Source organism: Actinoplanes sp. NPDC048988, from assembly GCF_043197815.1.
GTDB lineage: Bacteria > Actinomycetota > Actinomycetes > Mycobacteriales > Micromonosporaceae > Actinoplanes.
Genome location: NZ_JBICTW010000023.1, coordinates 26,703 through 51,755 on the forward strand (window position 1 = coordinate 26,703; position 25,053 = coordinate 51,755).

The 25,053-nt window shown below is 70.2% G+C and carries 18 protein-coding genes and 1 pseudogene; 9 read left to right on the top strand and 10 right to left on the bottom strand.

What is annotated here, in order from left to right; genetic code table 11:
* Nucleotides 1-62 precede the first annotated feature (62 nt).
* Nucleotides 63-2,102: pseudogene (locus ACGFJ7_RS42130) on the bottom strand (hypothetical protein); the annotation flags it as partial.
* Nucleotides 2,103-2,799: 697 nt separating this feature from the next.
* Complete coding sequence (locus tag ACGFJ7_RS42135) at nucleotides 2,800-3,576, bottom strand: deoxyribonuclease IV (RefSeq protein ID WP_360247900.1); 777 nt, start codon at nucleotides 3,574-3,576, stop codon at nucleotides 2,800-2,802.
* A gap of 129 nt (nucleotides 3,577-3,705) precedes the next feature.
* Here ACGFJ7_RS42135 and ACGFJ7_RS42140 point away from each other — a divergent pair, with 129 nt between their 5' ends.
* The 5 genes from ACGFJ7_RS42140 to rplI all read left to right on the top strand — a co-directional run bounded on the left by ACGFJ7_RS42140 (nucleotide 3,706) and on the right by rplI (nucleotide 6,636).
* The gene (locus ACGFJ7_RS42140) at nucleotides 3,706-4,683 is read left to right on the top strand and encodes a hypothetical protein (protein ID WP_392647691.1); all 978 of its coding nucleotides are present in this window, start codon (nucleotides 3,706-3,708) and stop codon (nucleotides 4,681-4,683) included.
* A gap of 286 nt (nucleotides 4,684-4,969) precedes the next feature.
* On the top strand, nucleotides 4,970-5,260 hold the full coding sequence (gene rpsF, locus ACGFJ7_RS42145) for a 30S ribosomal protein S6 (RefSeq protein WP_097325510.1): 291 nt from the start codon (nucleotides 4,970-4,972) through the stop codon (nucleotides 5,258-5,260).
* Between the two features lie 64 nt (nucleotides 5,261-5,324).
* On the top strand, nucleotides 5,325-5,891 hold the full coding sequence (locus ACGFJ7_RS42150) for a single-stranded DNA-binding protein (protein ID WP_360247896.1): 567 nt from the start codon (nucleotides 5,325-5,327) through the stop codon (nucleotides 5,889-5,891).
* 41 nt (nucleotides 5,892-5,932) lie between these two features.
* Nucleotides 5,933-6,172, top strand: a complete 240-nt coding sequence (rpsR, locus tag ACGFJ7_RS42155; protein ID WP_007073789.1) for a 30S ribosomal protein S18 — start codon at nucleotides 5,933-5,935, stop codon at nucleotides 6,170-6,172.
* A 14-nt stretch (nucleotides 6,173-6,186) separates the two neighbouring features.
* Nucleotides 6,187-6,636: a 50S ribosomal protein L9 gene (gene rplI, locus ACGFJ7_RS42160; RefSeq protein ID WP_360247894.1), complete on the top strand. Its 450-nt coding sequence runs from the start codon at nucleotides 6,187-6,189 to the stop codon at nucleotides 6,634-6,636.
* A 53-nt stretch (nucleotides 6,637-6,689) separates the two neighbouring features.
* On the opposite strand, the gene ACGFJ7_RS42165 is transcribed toward rplI, so the two are convergent.
* Nucleotides 6,690-10,376 (bottom strand): hypothetical protein, encoded by a 3,687-nt coding sequence (locus tag ACGFJ7_RS42165; protein ID WP_392647695.1) that lies wholly within the window; start codon nucleotides 10,374-10,376, stop codon nucleotides 6,690-6,692.
* A 403-nt stretch (nucleotides 10,377-10,779) separates the two neighbouring features.
* Between ACGFJ7_RS42165 and dnaB the strand changes: the two genes are divergently transcribed.
* Nucleotides 10,780-12,222 (top strand): replicative DNA helicase, encoded by a 1,443-nt coding sequence (gene dnaB / locus ACGFJ7_RS42170; RefSeq protein ID WP_360247890.1) that lies wholly within the window; start codon nucleotides 10,780-10,782, stop codon nucleotides 12,220-12,222.
* Nucleotides 12,223-12,226: 4 nt separating this feature from the next.
* On the opposite strand, the gene ACGFJ7_RS42175 is transcribed toward dnaB, so the two are convergent.
* The 4 genes from ACGFJ7_RS42175 to ACGFJ7_RS42190 are packed head-to-tail and all read right to left on the bottom strand — an operon-like array spanning nucleotide 12,227 to nucleotide 17,361.
* The gene (locus ACGFJ7_RS42175; RefSeq protein WP_392647698.1) at nucleotides 12,227-12,562 is read right to left on the bottom strand and encodes a hypothetical protein; all 336 of its coding nucleotides are present in this window, start codon (nucleotides 12,560-12,562) and stop codon (nucleotides 12,227-12,229) included.
* Nucleotides 12,559-16,593 carry a toxin glutamine deamidase domain-containing protein gene (locus ACGFJ7_RS42180; protein ID WP_392647701.1) on the bottom strand — a complete coding sequence of 1,345 codons (4,035 nt, stop codon included), beginning with the start codon at nucleotides 16,591-16,593 and terminating at the stop codon, nucleotides 12,559-12,561. Before ACGFJ7_RS42180 ends, ACGFJ7_RS42175 begins: the two co-directional genes overlap by 4 nt.
* A 20-nt stretch (nucleotides 16,594-16,613) precedes the next feature.
* Nucleotides 16,614-16,943: a hypothetical protein gene (locus ACGFJ7_RS42185; protein ID WP_360247884.1), complete on the bottom strand. Its 330-nt coding sequence runs from the start codon at nucleotides 16,941-16,943 to the stop codon at nucleotides 16,614-16,616.
* Entirely contained in the window at nucleotides 16,936-17,361 is a 426-nt protein-coding gene (locus ACGFJ7_RS42190; protein ID WP_360247882.1) for a YbaB/EbfC family nucleoid-associated protein, read from the bottom strand. Before ACGFJ7_RS42190 ends, ACGFJ7_RS42185 begins: the two co-directional genes overlap by 8 nt.
* Before the next feature lie 102 nt (nucleotides 17,362-17,463).
* On the opposite strand from ACGFJ7_RS42190, the gene ACGFJ7_RS42195 reads away from it, so the two are divergent.
* On the top strand, nucleotides 17,464-18,633 hold the full coding sequence (locus ACGFJ7_RS42195) for an SUKH-3 domain-containing protein (RefSeq protein ID WP_392647705.1): 1,170 nt from the start codon (nucleotides 17,464-17,466) through the stop codon (nucleotides 18,631-18,633).
* A gap of 759 nt (nucleotides 18,634-19,392) precedes the next feature.
* Here ACGFJ7_RS42195 and ACGFJ7_RS42200 read toward each other — a convergent pair.
* The 3 genes from ACGFJ7_RS42200 to ACGFJ7_RS42210 are packed head-to-tail and all read right to left on the bottom strand — an operon-like array spanning nucleotide 19,393 to nucleotide 23,574.
* The gene (locus tag ACGFJ7_RS42200; RefSeq protein WP_392647707.1) at nucleotides 19,393-19,782 is read right to left on the bottom strand and encodes a zf-TFIIB domain-containing protein; all 390 of its coding nucleotides are present in this window, start codon (nucleotides 19,780-19,782) and stop codon (nucleotides 19,393-19,395) included.
* Between the two features lies 1 nt (nucleotide 19,783).
* Nucleotides 19,784-21,043, bottom strand: a complete 1,260-nt coding sequence (locus tag ACGFJ7_RS42205; RefSeq protein WP_392647709.1) for a glycosyltransferase 87 family protein — start codon at nucleotides 21,041-21,043, stop codon at nucleotides 19,784-19,786.
* Entirely contained in the window at nucleotides 21,040-23,574 is a 2,535-nt protein-coding gene (locus ACGFJ7_RS42210) for a putative bifunctional diguanylate cyclase/phosphodiesterase (protein ID WP_392647712.1), read from the bottom strand. Before ACGFJ7_RS42210 ends, ACGFJ7_RS42205 begins: the two co-directional genes overlap by 4 nt.
* A 483-nt stretch (nucleotides 23,575-24,057) precedes the next feature.
* Here ACGFJ7_RS42210 and moaC point away from each other — a divergent pair, with 483 nt between their 5' ends.
* Together moaC and ACGFJ7_RS42220 are read left to right on the top strand one after the other, a co-directional pair.
* Entirely contained in the window at nucleotides 24,058-24,549 is a 492-nt protein-coding gene (gene moaC / locus ACGFJ7_RS42215) for a cyclic pyranopterin monophosphate synthase MoaC (protein WP_097325428.1), read from the top strand.
* Nucleotides 24,522-25,046, top strand: a complete 525-nt coding sequence (locus ACGFJ7_RS42220; protein WP_360247873.1) for a MogA/MoaB family molybdenum cofactor biosynthesis protein — start codon at nucleotides 24,522-24,524, stop codon at nucleotides 25,044-25,046. Before moaC ends, ACGFJ7_RS42220 begins: the two co-directional genes overlap by 28 nt.
* Nucleotides 25,047-25,053: the final 7 nt, after the last annotated feature.

The window sequence follows — 25,053 nt, forward strand, 5'->3', positions numbered from 1 at the left end:
GACGGCTGCGCGGACGGGTTGGCCGGGGTGGTGGGCTGGCCGGCGGGGGCCGACGGGTCGGTCAGGTAGAAGATGACGGCGTCGTCCAGGTCTTCGCGGCGGATGCCGAGGGCGTCGACGGGTACGTCCCCGGCGCGCTCCCAGGGGGTGCCGGCGGCCTCGGAGCGCAGCAGGAGGACCTTGTCGATGCGCAGAGACCGGAGGTACTGGATGGTCTCGGTGTCGGGGAAGGCCTCGACGTTGCGGCGCAGTACGGCCTGACGGCCCGCGGCGAAGCCACCCGCGCCGTTGGCGATCGGCTGGAAGCGGCTCGTGGACCACAGCATGATCGTCTGGTCGGTGAGGGCGCTGGTGGGCAGGACCAGCATCGAGCCGGTGACCGTGCGCATCGCCAGCGGCTGGGTGGGCGCCACCGGATGGGCCGTGGCGTTCCAGCCCTCGAGCAGCACCAGCGCCAGCGGCAGCAGCGTGGCCAGCCGGAGCCACGGACCGGGCCAGGGCGGGATCCGCTGCTCGGCGACCTGCTCGGCGCGGCGGACGAACTCGGCCACGGCCCCGGCGGCCAGAATGGCGAGCAGCAGCGTCGACCACAGCATGAGCCGGCCGGGGATGCGCAGACCCAGCGAGGCCGGCAGATGGCCGAAGAGCGGGAGGTACGTCCAGCGGCCGTCGAAGAAGTTCGTACCCAGCGTCAGGATGATCGTGACGACCAGGCCGGCCAGCAGGAGCAGCCGCTGGCGCAGCGTCCAGATGGAGAAGGCCAGGCCGGCCAGAGCCAGCGCGTACAGCACGAAGCCCGGCAGCAGTCCCATCTCGGCCGGCCAGCTCAGCGACGACCGGGGCACCTCGTGCGGCGCACCCCAGATCCGGGACTCGGCGGGGCCGATCAGCAGGCTGCGCAGCGGAGGCGAATAGAAGGCGATCTCGGTGCCGGCGGGGCCGCCGGCGGGCGCCTTGAAGTACGGGATGGCGATCAAGGCCGAGACGCCGACGAGGATCAGCGGGCCGAGCGTGTCGACGAGCAGAAGGCGCCAGCCGAGGACCGGCCGGTCGACCGGCCGCCGGAACCAGCGCAACGGCACGACGACGATCATCACGAGCAGGATCAGGCCGAGTACGTACAGGAATGGCACGCCCAGCGAGAAGCCGAGGCTGACCTGCCAGACTGCGAAGAGCCAGCCGGCCGCGGCCCATCCGGCGTGCCGGCGGCGGGGCCGGAAGCCGCGCCGCAGCGACCAGCCGTGCCCGCGGGCCAGCATGGCCAGGGCGAGCGGGATGGCGCCCGCCGAGACGATGTCGAGGTGGCCTTCCTGGGCGAGACGCCAGGGCGCGTACGCGAAGGCGACCGCGGCGACGGCGGCGCCGGTGCGGCCCGCGCCGAGCTGGCGGACCAGGGCGTACCCGCCGATCACGAGCAGCGCGTGCGCCAGCACGAAGAGGATGTTGTAGCGCAGGACGGCGGCGACCGGACCCTCGCCGATCATGCCGAACGGCGCGTACCCGAGCAGGCTGTCGCCGTAGGCGAAGCTGTTGGGCTCGGGATAGAAGGCGTTGGCCTGCCAGAGGCGGACCGGGTCGGTCAGCAGGATGTGACCGCTCCAGGCGATCTGCCAGGCCTGCCGCGACGGATCCCAGATGTCCTGCGGCAGCGTGTGAAGCGGGTAGCGCAGGGTCGGCCAGGTGAGGGCGACGGCGAGGAGTACGCCGGCGTAGATGACCAGCGCGTACTCGTGGATCAGCGAACGCAGGCCGGCGCGGGTGGTACGCCGGAACCAGCCGGGCGGCCGCTCGGCCGCGGTGGCGAAGGCCGTCCACGGATCGGGCGGAACACCGGGCGGGCGCTCAGTGGGGAGAGGTTCGCCCGACTTCGCGGTCTTTTGTGGACTCGAGGCGATGTCGGCGGCGGGATCGTTAGCCGGCTTAAGGTCCGTTTTGGTGTCAGCCGTCTTGGCCGCCGCGGCAACAGCCTCGACCGGCCCGCCCGCGGCGACAGGCTTGTCGGACCCCGGCTTCCCGGCCGTAGGGCTCTCCGCCGTGGACTTGTCCGGCGCTTTTGCCGGGCTGTCAGCCGCCGGCGCGTCGGGCCCCGGCTTGGCGGCCACCGGTCCGTCGGGCCCCGGCTTGGCGGCCGCCGGTTCGACGGCCGCCGGTTTGACGGCCGCCGGTTCGACGGCCGCCGGTTCGACGGCCGCCGGTTTGCCGGGCCCCGGTTTGCCTGACGCCGCCCGCCACCGCCTGAGCAGACGAGCTGCGACATTCGGCTTTTCGGTTGTGAGGTTGCCGGACGCCGGCTCGGCGAACGCCGGCTGGTCGGGCGCCGACCCGCCAGCAGTGGGCTTGCCGGTCGCGGGCCGGACGGACGCCAGCGCGCCGGCAGTGGGCTTGCCGGTCGCGGGCTGGTCTAGCGCCGGCCCGTCGGCAGTGGGCTTGCGGGTCGCGGGCTGTTCTGGCGCCGGCCCGTCGGCAGTGGGCTTGCCGGGCGCCGGCTTGTCGGCAGTGGGCTTGCCGGGCGCGGGTTTCTCGGCAGTCGGCTTCCCAGGCGCGGGCTTGTCGGGCGCAGATTGAGCCGGAGAGGGCGAGGCCTTGGACGGGCCGGCCTTAGGCGACTCGGCGTTGGGCGACTCGGCTTTGGGCGGGTCGGCTTTGGGCGACTCGGCTTTGGGCGGGTCGGCGTCGGCGGGGCCTGGCTGTCGTGGGATGCCGGGTGTTGGCACCGCGGGCCGCAACGTTTCGGATGGCGGCGAAGCGGACTGCCTTGGCTGCTCGCTGGTCATGACCCTCCCCGTGGTGCCGGCGCCGTCAGCTACCCGTCCGCTCCCTCAGCAGAGCGATGTCTGCGGTCTGGCCCTCGGAGCCGCCCGGTGTCTCGACGACGGCCGGTGCTCCGGCGGCCCGGATCGCGGCCACGATGAGCTCGGGGTCGATCTTGCCATTGCCGAGGTTGTCGTGGCGGTCCTGGCCGGAGTCGAATCCGCCCTTGGAGTCGTTGGCGTGGATCAGGTCGATCCGTCCGGTGATCGATTTGACCCGGTCGACGATGCCGACCAGATCTTCACCGCCGGCGAAGGCATGACACGTGTCCAGGCAGAACCCGGCGCCGAAGGAGCCGACCGCGTCCCACAGGCGGGCCAGGTCGTCGAAGCGGCGGGCGCACGCGTTGTCACCGCCGGCCGTGTTCTCGATCAGGATCGGCAGAGGCAGGCCGCCGTCGGACTCCGCGTACTCGAAAGCTTTGCGCCAATTGTCGAAACCGGCAGTCAGGTCGGCGTCCTTGCCCACGTGGCCGCCATGCACGATCAGGCCCTTGGCGCCGAGCTCGGCGGCGGCCTTGGCGTGTGCCATCAGGAGCTTGCGGCTGGGGATGCGGATGCGGTTGTTCGGCGAGGCGACATTCACGATGTACGGCGCGTGAATGTAGATGTCCACCTCGGACTCCCGAAGCGTCGCCGCGTCCTCGCGCGGTTTGGGCGATTTGTAGCCCTGCGGGTCGGTGAGGAAGAACTGCACCGCCTCGGCGCCGCGTTCGCGTGCCGCCTCGAGGGGGTCGGTCGGATCGACGTGGGCTCCGATGCGCATGGGACGAGACTACGACGAGGGTCCGACACTCACGCTCCCCGGCGTCACCGGGCTCCCGCAGGGCTCGTTACCTCCATTGATCACGTTCACGGACCGGCACGAGCCGGTGACGAAACTGGGAGATGGTGCATGTCGCGGCAGTTCCGACAGCGGGTGACGGCGCTCGCGCTGGGCGGCCTGATCTTCGGCGCTCCGATGCTGGTAAACGGCACCGCGAACGCGGATCGGATCCCCGAGGGGGCCCGGCAGGTGACCTTCGCCGGCGGCGGCATGCTCGGCATCTCCTGCCGGTCGAAGCCCGACGTCGAGTCGATGACGGTGCCCGCGCAGAGCACGATCCGGGTGGTCAACCGGACCGGGTACGCCGCGAAGTTGCTGCTCGGCGGCGACACGAAGGGCACGCTCCCGGATGACTCGGCCACCGATGTGATCTTCCGGCGGGGCACCACGGCGGTCACCCTCAAGCCCAACTGCCCACTCGGTGACGAGGCCGTTCCGATGCTGGTCACGGCCTCGCCGTCGGCGCCCGCGACGCTGCCCGACCCGCAGCCGGCGCCGTCGTCGGCGGATCCCGAGCCGGTGTCGATGGCCCCGTCCGGCTCGAACGAGCCGTCGACCACGATGATGTCCGATTCCGCCGCCCCCGGACAGCGCCCCTCGCGGGTGAAATCCGCTGCTTCCGGCCCGGGCCCGCGTCGTCCGGCGACGATGCGGACCTCGGCGGTGGCCCAGGCCGCGACCGCCGCTGTTCAGTCGATGCCGCACGGCGGAGCCGCGACCAAACCCAAAATCAAGGGCAAGGCCCTTTCCCGTACGGCGGGGAGCGCGAACCCGGCGTTCTCCGGCATGCCACCTGGTGACGAGAGGGCGCTGCTTCCCGGCGTACCGCAAATTTCTCTTGATCCGGTCGAGGCCGCACCGGCGGCACCCAGCGTGACCACGGCCGACGTGGCCGCGGCGGAACCGGTGGCGGCGATGCGGCCGATGAGCGACGGCGGGCCGATCGGCCTGCTCGCTCTGATCGCCGCGGTCTGCGTGCTAGGCGTCGGTGCCGCAACTATTCGGGCAATCGTGTCGCAACGTGCAAATCGGGCAATAGCGGCGTAAGCTACAGGAACAAAGCTCCGCGGGGCGGCCGCGTCCAACCTCATCGGTGTGGTCGTTCCTCCCCAGGTCCCACCCAGCGAATGCGGATCGGGCGCCCCGCGGCTCCACCAGGAAGGACCCCGTCCACCGACGGGGTCCTTCTTTTTGGTAGAGGGCCCGAGGTGGGTATGCTTGCTCGGTTCGCAGACGGCCGTGGGTCAACTCCCCACGGCTTTGCTGTGAACGACACAAGACCTCCTGCCACGGAGAGACCGTGGCCGCTAAGCCCACAGGAGGTGAGAACGTCTTGCGTCATTACGAACTCATGGTGATCCTCGACCCTTCGCTCGAGGAGCGCACCGTCGCACCGTCGCTCGATCAGTACCTGAACGTCATCAGGACCGCGGGTGGCTCGGTGGAGAAGCTCGACGTCTGGGGCCGTCGCCGGCTCTCGTTCGAGATCAACAAGAAGGCCGAGGGCATCTACGCCGTCGTCGACCTTCAGGCGACCCCTGAGGCCGTCGCCGAGCTGGACCGTCAGCTCCGGCTCAACGAGAACATCCTCCGTACCAAGGTCATCCGGCCCGAGACCCGCTGACTCGTTTTTGTCAGGGGGTTCTGGGAGCCTCCTAACGAACGAGAACTGCGGCGAGGAGAAGATCATGGCAGGAGAAACCACCATCACGGTCGTCGGCAACCTGACCGACGACCCCGAGCTGCGCTTCACCCCGTCGGGTGCGGCGGTTGCCAAGTTCCGCATCGCGTCCACGCCGCGGACCTTGGACCGGCAGTCGGGCGAGTGGAAAGACGGCGAGCCACTGTTCCTCGCGTGCAACATCTGGCGTGACGCCGCCGAGCACGTCGCCGAGTCGCTGCAGCGCGGCGCTCGGGTGATCGTGCAGGGCCGGCTGCGCCAGCGGTCGTACGAGACGCGCGAGGGAGAGAAGCGCACCGTCTACGAGCTCGAGGTCGACGAGATCGGCCCGTCGCTGCGGTACGCGACGGCCAAGGTGCAGCGCATGAACCGCTCCGGCGGTGGCCCCGGTGGGGGCAACTCCGGCGGCGGCTTCGGCGCCTCCGGTGGCGGTGGTGGCAACCGGCAGCAGTCCAGCGGTGGCGGCGGAGGTAACAACTTCGACGACCCGTGGGCGACGGCCGCTCCGGCCTCCGGCAACCGCTCCGGTGGGGGCGGCGGCAACTCCTCGTTCGACGACGAGCCTCCCTTCTAGCCCTTTGTTTCAAGGGCTTACCGAGTTCAGGAGTAAGAGCAATGGCTAAGGCTGCGGCGCTTCGCAAGCCGAAGAAGAAGGTGAACCCGCTCGACAAGGACGGGATCACCTACATCGACTACAAGGACACCGCGCTTCTGCGGAAGTTCATCTCCGACCGGGGCAAGATCCGTGCCCGCCGGGTCACCGGGGTGACCTCGCAGCAGCAGCGGCAGATCGCCCGCGCGGTCAAGAACGCCCGTGAGATGGCGCTTCTGCCGTACACGGCGACGGCGCGCTGAGGAGGATCACCGATATGAAGATCATCCTCACCCAGGAAGTCTCGGGTCTCGGCACGCCGGGCGACATCGTCGAGGTCAAGAACGGCTACGGCCGTAACTACCTGCTGCCGCAGGGCTTCGCGATCCAGTGGACCAAGGGCGCCGAGAAGCAGGTCGTGGTCATCAAGCGGGCCCGCGAGGCCCGCGAGATCCGTGACCTCGGCCAGGCCAACGAGGTCAAGGCCCAGCTGGCCGGCCTCAAGGTCTCGCTGACCGCGCGCTCCGGCAACGGTGGCCGCCTGTTCGGCTCGATCACCCCGGCCGAGATCGTCGACGCGGTCAAGGCCGCCGGCGGTCCGTCGCTCGACCGTCGCCGTCTCGAGCTCCCGGGTCACATCAAGACCACGGGCTCGTACAACGTGCAGGTCAAGCTTCACCCCGAGGTGACCGCGACGTTCCCGGTGAACGTGGTGGCCGCCAAGTAAGGCAGCTTTTCGGCAGCGCGCTGGGACTCGTCCCGGCGCGCTGTTTTTTATTCTCAGCTGAGGCTGTTGCCGGTGATGGCTGAGGTCAGGACGGTGGCCAGACCACCGCCGACGACCGCGGCGGCCAGGCCGACGCTGATCGCCTTCCAGGAGTGGCTGATGAAGCGCAGGCCCACCGCCACGAGGACGCTCAGGACCAGCGAGATGCCGAACTGCGGCGCCGCCTTGGAGAGCGTGTCCAGCGCGTGCGTCTGCGAGTCGGCGCCGAAAACGACCATGTAGACGACGAACAGCACGACGGGTACGCCGTACCAGACGAGGGTGTAGCCGACGGCGGCCAGCGGGCCGCCCGACTCCCCGGCATCCTCCTCGTCGTCCGGGTCGAGCAGGTCGTTCTTCCGGATCGTCGGATAGCCGCCGGTGACCGGGCGCCGCTCGTACGAGCCGGAAAGACCCTGATACGCCTCCCGCTGCTCTCGCGGCACCGGCGAGATCAGCGACGTGGACGTCATGGATAAGTTCGATGTTCCCTCGACGGCGGCTGAGCCGCTCGACCGAAAGGGCACGTAATCCGAGGTGCCGTACCGCCGGGACTCCCCCTCGGCGAGATCACTCTGCTCGGCGAGGTCTCGCCGCCAGTCGTTACCGCCGCCATCGCGGTAGGACGCGCTGCCCTTGGCCCGCTCCTCGCGCTCGGCATTACGCCAAGCGCCGGGCTCGGGGCGCGGTCTGCTTTCCGTGGTGCCGCCCGGCGACCATGGCGCGTCCCCCGACCCCGGCTGGGGTGAGGAATCACGGCGCCAGGCGTCGGAACTCAGCGGTTCCTGGGCGTACGCCGTGGGGTCGAGCATGCCACGGCGCGTGGGGGGTTCCTGGTCGTCGGCGCGGCGCCGGCCGGCACCGTACGGGCTCTCAGCCGTCCCCGCGGTCTCCGACCATCCGGTCCTCTCGGCCTTATCCGCCCACTCGGCCCTTTCGGCGGGGAGACCGCTGGCCGGAGCGGTGCTGGAGTAGCGCGGGGCGATGGCGGGGAGGCCACTGGCCGGGGCGGTGCTGGAGTAGCGCGGGGCGGAAGGCGGCCCACTGGCCGGGGCGGTGCTGGAGTAGCGCGGAGTGGTGGGCGGCCCACTGGCCGGGGCGGTGCCGGAGTAGCGCGGAGTGGTGGAGGGCAGGCCGCTTGACGGGGCCGGCGTGGGGTAGCGCGGAGAACCGCCGAGGTCGGCGGACGGGTAGCGCGTGGTCTGGCCGCCGATGTCGTCGACGGGGCGCCGGATGTCCGCGGGCAGGTCGCCGGCCGGGGAGTAGCGCGGAGCGCCACCGGGTGGGACTTCCGGTGAGTAGCGCGGGAGGCCGCTGGCTGGCGCTGATGAGGAGTAGCCGGAGAGCCTGCCTTCGTAAGGCGGCGGAGCGTCGGAGCGTGCAGGGGCGGGCGGCAGGCTGCGCTGTGACTCGGCCGGGAAGCCGCTGGCCGGGGCCGACGAGGAGTAGCGCGGGGTGTCAGTGTCCGAATAGCGATCGGGGTATCCGCCCGCAGGGGCCGCGCCGTAGCTGGGAGCGCTGCGTGGTGCGCTGCTGGGCGGGGTGCTGCGCGGAGCCGTACCGCCGAAAGCGCCGTAAGGCACGCCGCTGCGTGGTGCGGAACCCGGGTCGTCGTAGGAGCGACGGTCGGTGGGAGCGGGATCGTCGGGGTAGCCGCGGCGGCCGGGGGCGGGGGCTGCGCTGCTGTAGGGCGTGGCGCTGCGGGGCGCGGAAGCCGGGTCGTCGTAGGAGCGACGGTCGGTGGGAGCGGGATCGTCGAGGTAGCCGCGGCGGCCCGGGGCGGACGCTGCGCTGCCGTAGGGCATGGCGCTGCGGGGCGCGGACGACGGCTCGTCGAAGGGGCGGCCGGTGGGCGCTGGGTCGTTCGGGTAGCCGGCGCGGCCGTACGGGGTGCCGCTGCGGGCGTCGTTGTAAGACGCGGCGCTCTCGGGTGCGTCTTCGTACGGACGCCGGGGTGCCTCGGGGTAGCCGCCGCGGCTCGGGAGGGCGCTGGAAGGGGTGGCGCTCGACGGGGCGGCGCCGTAGCCGTATGGCGTACCGCTGCGAGGCGCCGACGCGGGCGGAAGCGACGGCGGGGTGTGCCGGGCCGGCGGCTCGAAGGCCTGGCCGTTCTCCTCGGCCTCGGCCGGGGCAGCCGGGAGGGCGCGAGGGCCCTCACCCATCGCCTCGCGGCGGGCGGCCTCGCGGCGCCAGGCCAGGATGCGGGGGTCGTCCTCGGAACGGCTCCACTGGCCCGTGTCGGGGTCGCGGGTCCAGCTGCTGGTGTCGGGCTCGGCCTCCCACGAGGCGGTCTGCTCACGCCAGTCGGCGGTGCCGGGGTTGTACCGGGCCTTGGGCGCCTGGCGCGGACCGCCCCGGCGCGGCTCTCCCCGGCGCGGGTCGTCCCGCGGAGGCTGACCGGGCGCGGGCATGCCGCCCTGATCCATGGGGACCGCGCCGAAGGTGGCCGTCTCGTCGCGCTCACGGTCCACCGGCTGGGCGGCGCGGGCCCGGCGGGCGGACCGGGTCTCCGGGGGGTAGCTCGTGGCGCTGTCGGCCAGACCCGAGACACCACCGGACGCGCTGCGCCCGGTGGTGTCGTCGTCGGCGTACCGGGGTCCCCGCTCCCGGCGGCTGCGCGGCGCGGGCGTCTCCGAGGCGTACCCCGGCGTTTCGTCATACCGCGAGGGGCGGGTCGACTCGTACGGCGCCGACGGCAGGGAGCGCTCGTCGGCGCGCCACGATGAGGTCGTCGAGGTGCCTGGATCCCCGTACAACTGAATGTTGCCGGTGTCGGTGTGCCCGGCCCAGTTGTCGGTGTCCCAGGTGTCGTTCTCGGAGCGACCGGTCGACCAGCCCGAACCGCCGGTGGGTCCCGGCTCGGGCGCGCGCCGGCGGCCGACGGGGCCCGGGGTCTGCTGAGCGCCGCGACGCCAGGCGGCCCGGTCGTCCTCCCGCACCAGGTGGCGGCCGTCGTCGCGGGAGTCGTCGGAGCGTAGCCAGGACGCGTCGGTGGTGCTTCCCGTGTCGTTCCAGGTGCCCTCGATGGCGTCGCGCTGCCAGGACGAAGAGCTTTCCGCGGGCGTACGGGGTGACGGCTGCTGCCAGCTGCTCGATTCCTGCCAGCTGGGGTTGCTCCGTTGCCAGCTCGGCGGGTCCTGCCGGTCGGGCTCGGTGAACTGCTGCCAGGCGGGGCGGGCGCCGGCGTCCGCGCTCGGCTCGTCGGTGCTGCTCGACCAGGCCGTACTCGAGATGGCCGGCTGTGACGCCGGGGTCTCGGCGGCGGGCGGGTACTCGCCGCGGCCGCCGGTCTGCCAGGCCTCGGTCGTGGACCGCCAGCCGTGGGAGCCGGTGGTGGACCGCCACTCGGTGGTCTGCTTCCAGCGGGCGCCGGTTGCGCGCCACTCGGCCGTCTCGGTGCGCCAGCCGACGCCGTCGGCCGGGAAGGTGGTCCGGCCGGTGGAGGCTACGTCGGACCAGCGGCTCGCCGGCTCGACGGACTCACTCTGGTCGGACTCGGCCTGCTGCGCCCACGCGTCGGCCCGGCGCTGCCAGTCGAGGGCCTCGGCGCTGGGCTGCATGCTGCCGGTGTCGGTGAGAGACGACCATTTCTGCTCAGGCTCGGCGAAATCCGGAGAATCCGGACTTCGAGTGGCCCACGAGTCCGCAGCGCGCCGATCGCGCGACATGCGGGCGCCGTAGTCCCACTCCCGTTGGTCCACCCGAAAAGCGTGCCGTGCCAACGGGCGAACCGCAACGCCTCCGGGCGACGGCTTGCTCACGCGGGGCATCTTTTCGCACTTGTGCAGGTGTTTTTCTGCTCTCCACAGTTGGGGACGGCGTAATCCCTGATGGATAAGGCATGTTCGGTGCCGCGTCGAAGAGTTGTCCACAGATGTCCACAGGGATATCCACAGGCTCAGGCGAGATGTCCACAGGTTGTCCCGAGACTCGTCCACCGATGCAGTTGGGCAGGTGGCGAGCAGGTTCGTACAGTGGTCCAGCCGCTTACGCGGGCTTGATCGGAAAGTTCTTCCTGATCAAGGTGGGGAGTTCAGCCGAAAGTGTCATACCCCGGCGGTTTGATCTGGGTGTGTTCACGGACGGCCAGCGGAGGAGGTCCGGGTGTCGATCACCGACGAGGCGCGCCCCCCGGGCCCGCAGTCCGGATCCGGGTCCTCCGGCTCAGGGCCGTCCGGTCCCGGAGGGCCGCCGAGCAACGGGCCGGCCAGCGGCGGGTTCGACAAGTCGCCGCCGCAGGATGTGGCAGCCGAGCAGGGTGTCCTGGGCGGCATGCTGCTGTCCAAGGACGCGATCGCCGACGTGGTCGAGATCCTCAAGACCCACGACTTCTACCGCCCGGTCCACAGCACGATCTTCGACGTCATTCTCGATCTGTACGGTCGTGGCGAGCCGGCCGACGCGCTGACCGTGGCCGCCGCGCTCGCCGACTCGGGTGACCTGCAGCGCATCGGTGGCGTGCCCTACCTGCACACCCTGATCGAGAGCGTGCCCACCGCGGCCAACGCGTCGTACTACGCCCGCATCGTCGGCGAGCGGGCCATCCTGCGCCGCCTGGTGAACGCCGGCACCAAGATCGTCCAGCTCGGCTACGGCGCGAACGGCAACGGCGGCCGCGACGTCGACGACATCGTCGACCTCGCCCAGCAGGCGATCTACGACGTCACCGAGAAACGCGTCAGCGAGGATTTCGCCTCCATCGGCGACATGCTGCAGCCCACGGTCGACGAGATCGAGGCGATCGGCGCCGCCGGCGGTGGCATGGCCGGCATCCCGACCGGCTTCTCCGATCTCGACCGGCTGCTCAACGGTCTGCACCCGGGCCAGCTGATCATCGTGGCCGGGCGACCCGGTCTCGGTAAGTCGACGGCCAGCATGGACTTCGCCCGTAATGCCGCTATTCGCAGCAACTGCGCGAGTGCGATCTTCTCCCTCGAAATGAGCAAGATCGAAATGGTGATGCGGCTCCTGTCGGCCGAGGCGCGCGTGCCGCTCCACGTGCTGCGCTCCGGCCAGCTCACCGACGACGACTGGGCCAAGCTGGCGCGGCGCATGGGCGAGATCAGCGAGGCGCCGATCTTCGTCGACGACACCCCCAACATGAACCTCATGGAGATCCGGGCCAAGGCGCGCCGCCTCAAGCAGCGCCACAACCTCAAGCTCCTGGTTATCGACTACCTCCAGCTGATGAGCTCGCCGAAAAAGACCGAGAGCCGTCAGCAGGAGGTCTCCGAGCTGTCCCGTGGCCTCAAGCTCCTGGCCAAGGAGATCGAGTGCCCGGTGATCGGCGTGTCCCAACTGAACCGTGGCCCCGAGCAGCGCACCGACAAGCGCCCCCAGCTGTCCGACCTGCGCGAGTCCGGCTCCATCGAACAGGACGCCGACGTCGTGATCCTGCTACACCGCGACGACTACTACGACAAGGAATCCCCCCGAGCAGGCGAGGCCGACTTCATCGTCGCCAAACACCGAAACGGCCCCACCGACACCATCACAGTCGCCGCCCAGCTACACCTCTCCCGCTTCGTCGACATGGCAATCGTCTAAAGCCTCACGATCGAGGGGGCCCGTATCTCCAGCCCATGCGTTCCCCCTCGTCGGCCATCGCGTTGAGATCCGCCTCAGACGGCAGTTCGACGTGGAGTGCCTCGCGCGAAATCTGCTCAGCGTCCGCACGCTCGACGCTGCGCAGGCGCTCGAAGTTCTCATCGTCGTAAAGCACGCCGGCCGCTGTTCCCGGCGCAGAAACCCACGCCTTGTGCAGCCAGCTCCAGAGAACGGCTCGGAGCGGCCTTCCCGGCAGCGGTTGGTAGGCGATGACGCTCGTCGGTGTCCCGGCGAGGTCAGGCTTGAAGACCGCGGTGTAGTGGAACGGGGCGTCCGTCATGGCTGATCCGTTCCTGATCGTGGGTATGGATTCATCACGTCGCTGTACCTGAGATTGTGCCGGGCGAGAACCTGGTCGAGCGAGTCGTCGTTTGCCTCGAGCATCCCGACATAGGCGCGCCATGTGCCCTGATTCGAGGCTATCCAGCTGGCCAGACCGGTGCTCTTACGGACAACGGGCGAAATTCGGTTCAGCACATCCAGGTCGGCAGGCTGATTCTGCGGCAGGCCGCGTTCGAGATTGATCGACAAGATCTCAAGTAGGGCCTCCACTCTCTCGGCCGGGCTGAATTGATCATTCCGCACTCGAGAGTAGAGCTTGTGCGTGTCCTTCCCGACCGCTCGGGAGAGAGGGGTGGGGAATTGGATCTCGAGGAGATGGCCGCTCGGATCAGTCACGGAGACGTTCAAGCCGTTGTGTCGGCCGACCCCGTCGCCCCAGAAGCTGAGGATTTTCTTGACTGAGTAACCTGCCGCACCCAAAGCGTGCAGCACGTCGGCGACAGTCCTTCCGTAGCCCGCCGGCGGAACCTCGATCGAGAAACGTACGAGGTCCTTCTGCTGAGAGATGAACTCGTCCAGGGTGGTGTCGAAGACAGGCGCGTGCTGAAGGAAAGCCCTGGCCAGAGAGTGCGAAGTCTTAGCGCGATGTTGCTCGTCAACGATGCGGGGGCCGTGGCCATCCGCGATAGATGGCAAAGCGGCGACTACCCGGCTGATGTCATCCAACACTCGGTCGGCGATCGCGAGCGACCGACCGTAGGAGTCGTTCAGCGTTGTCCGTTCCGCCAACGGCAGGGACTCGAAAGCCTCCCGCTCGGCAATGGCCTCCGGTGATTCGTTTGGTAGAGGGCTGTCGGTGCCGGTTGGGGTGGTGGACCACTGGCCGGGGCCGTGGTGTGGGAGTGGGGATGGGGTGCCGTTGGCGGTTACCACCAAGGCGTCCATTGAGGTGATGTTGGTGGGGGCCGGGGTGCCGGCGTGGTGATAGAAGGGGTGGGTTTCTGAGAGTTTGCCTATCTGGGGGTCCAGGAAGAGGACCGTGCCGTTGTGGTTGATGGCTGACCACGAGTGGCAGCCGCCGGCCTCCAGGTCGGTGATGAGGAAGGCGAAGGCTCCGTGGCCTGTGTTCAGCAGGTGGTTGCTCAAGTTGGTGAAGGCCAGGTCCATGGCCTGTTTGGCCTCGGCGGCGGGGGTTCGGCCGACGTTGGGGCAGAGCGACTGGAAGTCGCCGCCGGTGGCCTGGCGGATTCGGTCTACGCCGGTCAGTTCGCCGCCCAGGGGGCGGGTCGGGTCGCCGTGGGCGTACGTGTCGAAGGTGCGTGGGGCGGCTACCCGGGGGCGTCCGTGAATGTACGTGTCGAAAAGGGACAGGACGCCGTCTACGCAGTTCAGGCCTCGGGTGGGGTCGGCGGCGGGTCCGCCGTCGTTGGCCAGGCGGAACCAGTGGCCTGCCCTCGGGTCCGGTAGGCGGGTGGGGCGGCCGTCGCGGTCGCGGGGGACGGCGTTCTCCAAGTCGACCTGGTGGATGGCCAAAGGTGGGCGTAGGCCGCCGACCGAGTTGTAGCGGCGGGTGGCGTCGATGGGGGACGGGCCGGTGGTGCCGGTCAGGGCGGAACGGTTGTCGGTCTTGACGCCGCCGGGAGCCAGGTCGCCGACGTCGCGGTTGATGCGGGCCCAGTTCGGCGGGTCGACCTCGACGGTGTCGGGGGCCAGCGCGCCGGTGCGAATCTGGTCCGTTTGGGCATCGATCTCGGCTACCACCTCGCTGAGCTCTACGGCCTGGTGGCGGTAGTCGCGGGCGCGGAGCGTGAAGCCGGAGCGGTCGGCGTCGTCGGCCAGGCGACCGAGGTCGAGGATCTTGGCTCGGTTGTCGTCGGCGATCTGGTTGAGGTAGCTGACGTACTCCTCGCGCCGGTTCAGTTCGTGGGTGCGACGGGCGTGGTCGGCGTAGCCGAAGTAGGCGGCCTCGGCGCGGGCCGGGTCCGGCGGCGGCAGCGGGCGGCGCGGTGCGTTGTCCAGGTTGCTCGGCAGCGGTGCCGCGACGACGGGCGCCGGGCGGCGAGGGGCAGGGACGCGATTGATGTACGGGCGTGCATCCACCGGGGCGTTCAGGGGCCGGCTGCGCGGACGGTCGGAGAGGGGCGACGGCGGAGCGAGCGCCCGATCCAGGAGCGAGGCTTCCGAGCTGCTCAAATACCGGTGGGTGGTGGGGGTCCGGTCGAGGGGCAGGGGTGGGCGCCGACGGGATGCGGCCGGGCGGGGGCCGAGAGCGTCCGCGATCCGGTCCAGGTCGGACAGTGGTGCCCGCCAGGTCGTGCCGGGCGGCAGCCGGTCCGGGAGGTCGGAGGTGCCGGTGGCCGGCGGGCCGGGATGCCGAGGCAGGGCCGATACCCAGGGAGTCATTCCCGCGCCAGCCATCGGCGGGGACGAAAAAGAGGCTTGCGTTTGTACGGCGGGTGGCGGCGGCCCGGCGAGATCGGTACCCGACGTGGAGGCGAACGTGGGCGGGGATACGGGCGACGGAACCGAAGCGGGAGCCGGGTCCGGGCTGGGCGTCGCCGAAGAGTTCAGCGCGGATGACTCCGGGCCGGGTGCCGACGGGGGCGTGGAGTCGAAGGCCGTGCCGGGGCCCGAGGTAGCGACCGGCTCGACGGTGCCGGCAGCCGGATCGGGCGCCGCTGGGACCGGCCCGGAAAGAGCCGCAGGCGAAGACGCCGGCGGGGAGGTATCCACAGGCGAAGACGTCGGCTGGGAGGTATCCGCAAGCGAAGACGTCGGCGAGGAGGTACCCGCAGGCGAAGAAGCCGGCGAGGAGGTATCCGCCGGCGAAGAGGGATCCCCAGGCGCCAGAGGAGTCGGCGAGGAGTTCGACGGGGATTCCGGGCGCGATGGATCGGACGGTGAAAGGTCCGTGCTCGGTGCAACAGCGGACGGGACTTCCGTTGGCGACGAAACAGGCGAGATGGCATCAGCCGGCGAGACGACTGGTGATGAAACAGGTGACGAAGAGGGTGGCGAAACGGTGGGGCCCTCGATCGCCGGTGAAAGGTTCGGTGTGAGGCTGCCTTCGGGTGCGCTCAACGGCGTACCACCGAAGAAAGCGAAATTGGACGGCAGGGAATGCACCGCCGACCCGGTCGCGCCCGAAGTCGCGGATTTTGCGAGATCGCCCGCATCGGGCAGCTGACCGAAGGCCGCCGCGGCGCCGAACTCGGCCAGGACCTCGCCGCCGGCGCCCCGAGCCACACCGCCGTGGCCGTGTGAGCCGAGGCCGGCGCCGCTCGACGCCGCACCGCCGGCGAAACCGGCGACGGCCGAGGTGCGCAGGTCGTTCAGGTCGAAACCGTCCGAACGGCCCGTCGTCTGCTGGTAGGCCTGGATGCCGCCGTTCGTCGCCAGCTCCTCGCGCGCCTCGTCGAAGCCCTCGTCGAGCGCCTCGTGACCGAGTTTGCGCAGACCCTCCTTGGTGCCCAGCTGCTTGATGGCGTGGGTGGCGGTCCGCTTGAGCGCCTTCGCGCCGAGCTGTTCGACGAGCTTGCGGAAGATCTGCTGAATGGCCAGCCGGGTGGCCATGATCAAGCCGCCGGCGGCCGGGGACGAGGCGCCCAGGGTGAGGATCACGGTGATGCCCATGCCGATGAGCTCGGTCAGGAAGATGCCGATCTCGATCCAGGCCTCGAGTTTGGCCGCCTCGAGATCCCGGCCCGCGCCCTCCACCAGGCCGCCGAGTTGATGCGACGCGTGCAGCAGGGCATTCAGGGGCGCGCTCTCGTCGCCCGCGAGTCGTTGCCAGGCCTGTTCGAAGCTGTCGGCGCCGGCACCCTCGTACCCGGAAAGGATCTGAGAGACCGCGCCGAAGGCGGTGTCGTTCGGTTCGATCAGGGCCGTGGCCAGGGCATACCAACGGTCGGCGACGTCCCACGTGGTGACCTCGTTGCCGGCCGGCCAGTCGAAGCCGACCACCCACTCCAGCGCCGTGTACGCCCAATCGGGCATGTCGAAGGGGCTGAACTCGAGCGGATGCGGCACCGGGCTGGGAAGGACGCTCATCATCGGCTCCGGTGAAGGTGGAGTCGCCCGGCGGCGTCGGCGTCGGCCCCGAGGTTCTCGTGGACCGACTTGGCGACCGCCTCGCCGAGTCCGGCCACGTGGGCTGCGATCAATCGCCAGGCGTCGAGAACCTGCTGCTCAACCGGGTGGTACTGACGCTCGAAGGACTGGCCGTACTCGTCGCGGCCCCAGGGTGAGGCCGCGGTGGCGGCGGCGATCTCGGCGCCCGCGTGGTTGCGGCGGGCGGTGAGGTCCTCGCCGGCCGCCGTCAGCGAACGCGAGCCCTCGAGGGTGTCGCCGGCGTCGAGCCGGAGGCGCTGGTCATCCATGGCGGCCGACCACGTCCTGGACGATCTCGTCGGAGCGGCCGAGCAGCGAGCCGAGATCGTTGTCGGCCAGATAGCGCAGCGATCCCGAGTCGGCCGGCAGGTAGTCGGCCATCAGGGTCCGCACCTGCTGCCGCGCCTTTTCGCCGGCACTGTGGACGGTGGCCACGATGGTCCGGGACACGTACTCGTTGTCCATGTTGCGAGTCGCGCGCCGGGTCAGGCGGAGGTCGATCAGTTCACCGCGCGGACCGACGGTTGCGCGAACCAGGCCGTCGGGCGAGGCGGCGGTGACCCGCAGGGATTCGAGCCGATGCTGGAGCGCGTCCAGATCGGAGCGGAGCCGCGCGTACCGCCCATGGATCTCCTCGAGCCGGTTCCGCAGATCCCGGTTCGCCTCGCGGTTCGCGGTCGTCGCCATCGTCGCCACCCTTCGAGCACTTTGCGTGGTCGGTTAGCTTCAATCCGTGAACGTCGTGGCGATCCAATGGGTTCACACGAAGAAGCGAGGGAGGGCGGACGGATGGCGATCACCCGAGCCGAAGCGGAAGAGATCGCCGCACGCTGGGCGCGCGGCCAGGACGGCGAGCCGGAAATCGCGGAGTTCGATCTGGGGTACGTGATCTGGGCACGTCCGCCGTCGACCGTGCTGCCGGCGCCGGGTGACGGCGCGCGCACGGTGATCGACCGGGAGACCGGGGTGCTCTCGACCTGGCCGAGCGTGCCGACCGAGGAGATCGCGGCCGTCTACCGGTCCCGGCGCCCGCTGCCACCGGGAACGGTGGATCCGGCCATCTCGCTGTTGCGGCTGACCCGCCGCTCGCCCACACCGACCACGGTGGCGCACCTGACCGCCGGCGACCGGCTCTTCCGCGCGCAGGGAGCCAAAGGTGACCAGGAGATCAACCACCATCCGCTGGTGCGGGCACGCCTGGAGCAGGCCGATCCGGCGGGCCGGGTACGCGGCGCGGACCGGCACGCGGAGCTGGTCGCGCTCTCCGACGCGCTCCACTCCCGAGGTCCGGAGATCACCCTCGACGAGGCTCGGGCCTGGCTGCTCGGCTCTCGCTTCGAAGCTTTCCTCGTACGGGACCAGGGCGATCCCCTGGGCGGCACGGAGAGCCGCCCATGCGAGACATGCATCGCCGTACTGGTCGACTTCGCCGTACTGCCCTGGTCGGATCTGGCGTTCACCACCGAGTGGCGGCACGGCTCGGAGCGAGTACCGGAGCCGGGCCGATTCCCGCACGACGTGGCGCGAACGTTGGCCGGCGGCGGATGGGTCGGCCCGGTCGATCAGCCGGCGCTGGTGGCACGAGCCGTGGAGATCAGCGAGAACCGTTTACGCCCGTTCGAGGAGGCACAACGAGCGATAGCGGACTTCGCCGGCGTACGGTGCGGCCGCCGAGGCCCAGGCACACGGCGGGCCGTCCGCTTGCTGCGCCTCGACCCGGTGCCCGGCGCGTACGCGGCGGGAGCGCTGGCCGAGTTCGGCGAGCTGATCGGGGCCGACCTGTTCCCGATCGGGGTCGAGGGCGACGACGCCGTGGTGGCGATCGACGAGCGCGGCCGCGTCTTCGTGCTCGACCAGGCCGGCGAATGGATGGCGGGCGCCACGCTGGACGAGGCCCTGGTCAACCTGCTGACCGGCGACGGCCCGGAACGACGAGTACACGACAACGGCACCTGGTGAAACCCGCAGCGGCAGCAGAGCCCCGGCGCGGCGGCGGCCCTCGGCGCACGGAAGGAGTGGGCGTGCCGGCGGCAGCAGTGGACCGGCGTGGCGGTGGCCGGGCGTCCGGTGAAGCATTTGGGCGTACCCGCGGCGGCAGTGGATCGGCGTGGCGACGGCCCGGAACGACGGGCGCGCGGCGGCGGCCCGGAACGACGGGCGCGCGGCGGCGGCCCGGAACGGCGGGCGTACTGCGGCGGCCTGGAACGACGGGCGCTCGGCGGCGGCTGGTGAAACAATCCCAGCGGCAGCGGCGGGCCGAGCGACGGCAGGTGAAGGCGCTCCGAAGCAGTAGCGGAAGCGGCGACGGCCGGCGCGCAGCGGCAGCAGAACAGGGGCAGCGGCAGCGCGCTGGAAGCGGCCGGATCAGCAGTAGCGGCGCGGGCCGGCGGTAGCGCGCTGAAGGCGGTCGGAACAGCAGTAGCGGCGCGGACGGCGGCAGCGGCAGAAGAGCAGCCGACCGGCAGTGGCAGAGGCAGTAGCGGCAGCGGCTGAAGGCGGGCGGCACTGCGGCAGCGGCTGAAGGCGGGCGGCACTGCGGCAGCGGCTGAAGGCGGGCGGCACTGCGGCAGCGGCTGAAGGTGGGCGGCACTGCAGCAACGGCGGAGGGGGCCGGAGCGGCGGCTGAAGGTGGGGCGGCTTGCTGGCGAGGAAGCGTCGGCGATGGGCGCGGCTCACCGCCGGGCCGTGGGAGGCCCGGCGGTGAGGGGAAACGCGGTCCTAGTCGAACAAGTCGTGCAGGAAGCCCTTGCGCTTGCGGTAGTGGCCGTGGTGGCCGCCGTGCCGGTAGTGGCCGTGGTGGCCGTAAGCCGGGGCCGGGGCGTAACCGGGCACCGGGGCCGGGTATCCGTGGCTGGGCTGCCCGTACGCGGGAGGCGGCGGCGGGGGCGCGTATCCGCCCGGCTGCGGCGCGTGGGGTGCGGGCGGCGGCGGGGCGGCCGCGGGACGAGGGGCCTGGCGAGTGTTGTAGGACGACTCGGCGTCGAAGAGCTTCTCGAGCTCACCGCGGTCGAGGAAGATCCCCCGGCACTCGGTGCACTGGTCGATCGTGACGCCGCTGCGCTCGTACACTCGCATCTCGCCGTGACACTTCGGACAGGTCATCTGCATCTCACAGACGGTACAAGGCTGTGTCATCCGTCGGGGCACTAAACGCTGTGTGGTTCCTGTGTGCACCGCGCAGTGCGAGGCCCCAGATCAGGAAGGCCACCGGATACAGCAGGTAACCGAACCGGGTGGTCGGCATCAGCAGGATCGCGGCCAGCAGGCCCCACCCGCAGATCATCGACGCGGTTGCCGCCGTGCGCGGGGGGCGCATCAGAATGCGTACCGTAATAATGCCTGCGACCGCGACCAGTAAGCCCAGAGCGACGAAACGCCCGGCCGGCAGGTGTTCCGCGATCAGATGGCCGGGGAACGGCGACTGGGCGGGGCTCTTGACGAGACCGTGCCCGAGCGGGAACCGGATCACGTTCTCCAGGAAGGCGTCCCGGTTGACCAGGAACGGCGGAATGAGTACGACGACCGGCAGGGCGATCGCGCCCGGGATCAGCCGGCCCGCGCGTTTGGTGACGATCGCCAGCACGATCAGCACGGCCACGACCGGTAAGGCGAAAAGCTTGCACGCAGCGGCGGCGCCGACGGCCACTCCGGCCCATCCGTAACGATCGGTAGCGGCGGCGGCCAGGGCGAGGAGGCAGAGTGCCAGCACCGGGATGTCGTCGCCGCCGGTGGCCAGGGTGAGCGCGCAGATCGGGAGAACGGTGACTGCTTGTAGCGCCCGTACGGACCATGGCGATTCCGGCAACAACCGCATGGCCATGATCAGCGCGGCCGCGGTGACGACCGCGAACCAGACGCGCGCGTCCGTCCACCAGTAGTCGCCGACGATCGCGCGCGGGAGCCCGAAGACCGCCATTCCGGGCTGATAGGGGCTGTATCCCATCAACCGCTCGTCGAGCGGCAGGGCGGCGATCGCGTCGCGGCTCAGGTAGGGCGTGCCGTCGTGCAGCAGCCGCTCGCCCATCCGCTCGACGACCAGCACCTCCTCCTGAGCGCGATCGACGCGCCCGCCGGCCCGCTGCACGGCCTGCACGACGAGCGGCACCAGGGCCGCGGTCACCCAGGTGATCCAGGTGAGTGCGACTCTTCCGCTCTTCAGGAGCTTGCGGCGGTACGCGATCAGCTGCGCGACAACCGCGAGGAACGCGCCGGCGTAGGCCCAGACCGCTATGGCACCCCAGGCGCGATGGGGCAGCAGCGTCGAGGACGTCGCGGTGAACAGCGCGAAGGCGGCGGAGAGGGCGTAAAGGGCCGCATCGACCGCGTACTCCCGAAAACCACGGTCCTCAGCTGCTGTTTCGCCACTCACGCGGGCAAGTGTGGCAGAGAAGATCTCCCTGTTGAGCCGGGCCGCCGCCGCGACATGCGGACGACCGCGCCGCCGTCGTGCAATGAGGCGGCCAGAGCGCCCGTACGCCCGCCCGTGCCCCGCTGCATGGTGGCCAGCAACCGATCGGCCGACATCGAGCGGGCGAAGAGGTGGCCCTGCCCGGCGACGCAGCCCAGCTCCCACAGCGAGAGCCGTTGCGGCTCGCTCTCCACCCCTTCGGCGATCACGGTGAGGTGCAGGCTGCGGGCCAGGTCGACCGTGGAGCGGATGACCGCGACCGCCTCGGAGGAGGTCTGCACGGTGCTGACGAACTCCCGGTCGATCTTCAGCTGGCTGACCGGAATGTGCGAAAGAACGGACAGCGGGGACACGCCCGTACCGAAATCGTCGAGGGCCAGGCGGACGCCGGCCTCACTCAGATCGTTCAGTGCCCTGCGCACGACCTCGAGCTGGGTGAGCGTCAGCGTCTCGGCCAGCTCGAAGACCAGCATCTCGGGCGACACCTGGTGGCGGCCGAGCCGGGCCAGCACCATCTCGGGGAAGCTCGGGTCGAGCAGGCTGCGGGGTGACACGTTCACCGCGACCGGCATGTCGAAGCCGGCCTCGCGCCACTGGTTGGACGCGTCGAGAGCCTGCTCGAGGACGGCGTCGGCGAAGGCGGGCAGCTGACCGGAGCGCTCCACCGTCTCGAGGAACTGCATGGGCGTCAGGAAGCCGTACTCGGGGTGCTGCCAGCGGGCCAGGGCCTCGGCCCAGAGCACTTCGCCGCTGCCCAGGTCGACGATGGGCTGGAATTCGACCACGAACTCGCGTTCGGCGATGGCGCGCTGCAACTCGCTGCTGAGCACCAGCCGCTCGACGTCGGCGGTGTCGCTCGCGTGCGCGTACGTAGCCGTAGGTTGACCTGCCTTTTTCGCCTGGTACATGGCGATGTCGGCGCGGCGCATGAGCTCGTTGACGCCGCCGCTGCCGGGCGCCAGCGCGATGCCGGCGGCGGCCGAGACGGTGAGCTGCATGCCCTCGACCTCGATGGCCTCGTCGAGGGAGGCGAGGACCGTCTCGGCGCGGTGGCCGGCCATGGCGGGAGTCGGCAGGTTGGTGAGCAGCATCGCGAACTCATCGCCACCGAGCCGGGCGACCAGATCACCGGGGGCCGCGGCGGTGCTCAGCCGGCGGGCCACCTTGCGCAGCACCGCGTCGCCGGCGGCGTGGCCCAGCGTGTCGTTGACCTCTTTGAAGTGGTTGAGGTCGATGAGCAGCAGGGCGACCACGCCGTCGTCGCTGTCGCCGGAGAAGTGGCGGGTGGCCCGGTCGTACAGGTGGCGGCGGTTGGCGAGGCCGGTGAGGGCGTCGTGGGCCGCGTCGTGCGCGTTCTGGGCGCTGATCCGCGCGAGTTCGGCGTACGCGGAAGCGTTGCGAATGGCCGTGCAGAGCGCCGAGGCGAAGGTCTTGAGCTTGTACTGCTCGAACTCGGTGAGCTTGACCGCGCCGCCGAAGCGCAGCCGCAGCACGCCGACTCGCAGCGTGCCGTCGTGCGCGATCAGGTCGGTGGTGACCTCGCCGCGGTGCTTGTTCTTGGCCGTGCCGGGCGAACCGTCGTGCCGGATGCCACTGGCCGAGCCGATCACGACCCGGTCGTCGGTGCCGGCCACGGCGAGGTCGATCTCGGCTTCGCTGGCCGAGAAGATGACCGCGGCCCGGGAGACCGCCGAGTGCAGCACCTGGGTGAGGTCGACGGCGTTGAGGGCGTCGGTGGCCTCGGCGAGGCGCTGCCAGGAGTCGCGCTCTTCGCGGGTACGCACCCGGCCCGACTGCCAGAGCTGAAGACACGCCACGATCAACGGCAGCAGAAGCAGCAGAAGCGGATCACCGTTGTAGGCGAGCAGCGCGAGTGTCACCAGCGTGGCGACGAGTCGAACGACATATCCGACAATTTTCACGTCCAGATTGCGGGTCGCCACGTCACGCAACCGAGAATGCGATGAAATCGCCATAATCGGAATGAAAGCTACCTGGTCGATCACCGCCATCGCGCAGATCGCCACCACGACGGCGCCGGCGGCGAACGGCGGATGGCTCGCGTCGGGCACCACCCCGAAAGCCAGGAAGACCCCGGCCGCGGCCGAAGCCGAAAGGCTGTCCTTCGCCACCTGCCAGGTGACCTTCAGGGGCGGCCGGCGCCGCGCGACGCGCAGGGCGGCGATGGCGCAGGCGGTCGAGAGGATCACCCAGGGGCCCGGAACCAGGGCGAGTCCGATGAGGACCGGAACCTCGACCCAGGTCGTGACGTCCTGGCTGGACAGGACGCGGAAGCGCACGCGCAGCCAGCTCGCGAGGATGGTGGCGACGAAGATCAGCCCCACCACGGCGAAGTTGGTCGGCGCCGCGGGTCGCGCGGCGGTGAAGGCGACCACCAGGCCGGCCCCACAGAGCGCCAGAACGACGACGAGACCGACGAACAGCCGAAGCTGCCGATCGGTCGCGTCGTCGTTGGAGCTAGTGGGGGGCATCAAAGGGTCCTGTCACTGAGCGCATCGAAGCCGTCGCTTCGGGCTCAAGCCTAAGCACCCCGCGCCCGTTCGCGCACCTATGGCTTCAGTCCCATTCCTGGCTCTTGCGCATGGCCCTCTCCCTGCTGATCTCGGCGGCGGAAGTGCGTGTGTTCGTCGCGACGACCAGAAAGGTATTTGGCTTTCACCCAGGTTCATAGTGTTTTGTGTCGGTATGAGCAGAAAGTGATAACAGCCTGTCTGCTCGTTACTCAGTGCTTAGGAATGGAAACTCAGAGCTATCTGGAATACCGTTATGGCCGCAGTGTCCAAATCGCACTCCGTGCTTTAGTTCTCACCCTCCGAGTGCCCATTTCCCGAGTGATCCACAACATGTCTGACCAGCGCATAGGCGCCAGACATTCGTTTAGCCATTTAAATTGTGCGCGGCTCATCGCGGCCGTGCGAACTCACGGCCGTATGAACTTTCTATAAGCTCCTGGTATGCCCGACGAATCCCAGCTCACTCACGTCGACGAGGCCGGCGCCGCCCGTATGGTCGACGTCTCCGCCAAGGAGATCAGCGCACGCCGTGCGATTGCCGCCGGACGTGTCGTGACCACCCCGGAGGTGATCGCCCTGTTGCAGAGCGACGGCCTTCCGAAGGGCGACGCGCTCGCCGTCGCCCGCCTCGCGGGGATCATGGGGGCGAAACGGACACCCGATCTCGTGCCGCTCTGCCACCCCATCGGGCTGCACGGCGTCAAGGTCGACCTGACCCTGACCGATACCTCGATCGAGATCACCGCTACCACCAAGACCGCCGACCGCACCGGGGTCGAGATGGAGGCGCTCACCTCGGTCGCCGTCGCCGGCCTCACCATGATCGACATGATCAAGGCGGTGGATCCGGCGGCGAGCATCGAAGCCGTCCGCGTCCTGCGCAAAGAAGGCGGCAAGACCGGCGATTGGGTACGCCCGGAGGACCGGCCGTGAGCGACATCACCGCCCGCGTGATCGTGGCGAGCAATCGTGCCGCTGCGGGGATCTACGAGGACACCAGCGGGCCGCGGCTCGTCGCGGGATTGCGCGAGCTCGGCTGCACGGTGACCGGAGACCCAGTGGTCGTTCCGGATGGTGAACCCGTCGCCGAGGCATTGCGCCAGGCGGTTGCCGACGGCATTGACGTCGTGGTGACCAGCGGCGGAACCGGTGTGACCCCGACCGATCGCACCCCCGAGGCGACTCGTGGCGTGCTCGATTTCGAGGTCCCCGGCATCGCCGAGGCCATCCGCGCGCACAGCCGCGACAAAGTGCCCGCCGCGGCTCTTTCCCGCGGTCTGGCCGGTGTCGCCAGCCACACGCTGATCGTCAATCTGCCGGGATCAACCGGCGGGGCGAAGGACGGACTCGCCGTGCTGGGCCCCCTGCTCCGGCACACGGTAGACCAGATCCGTGGCGGCGACCACCCCCAAAGCAGTGGGGCTGGATAGGCTCGAC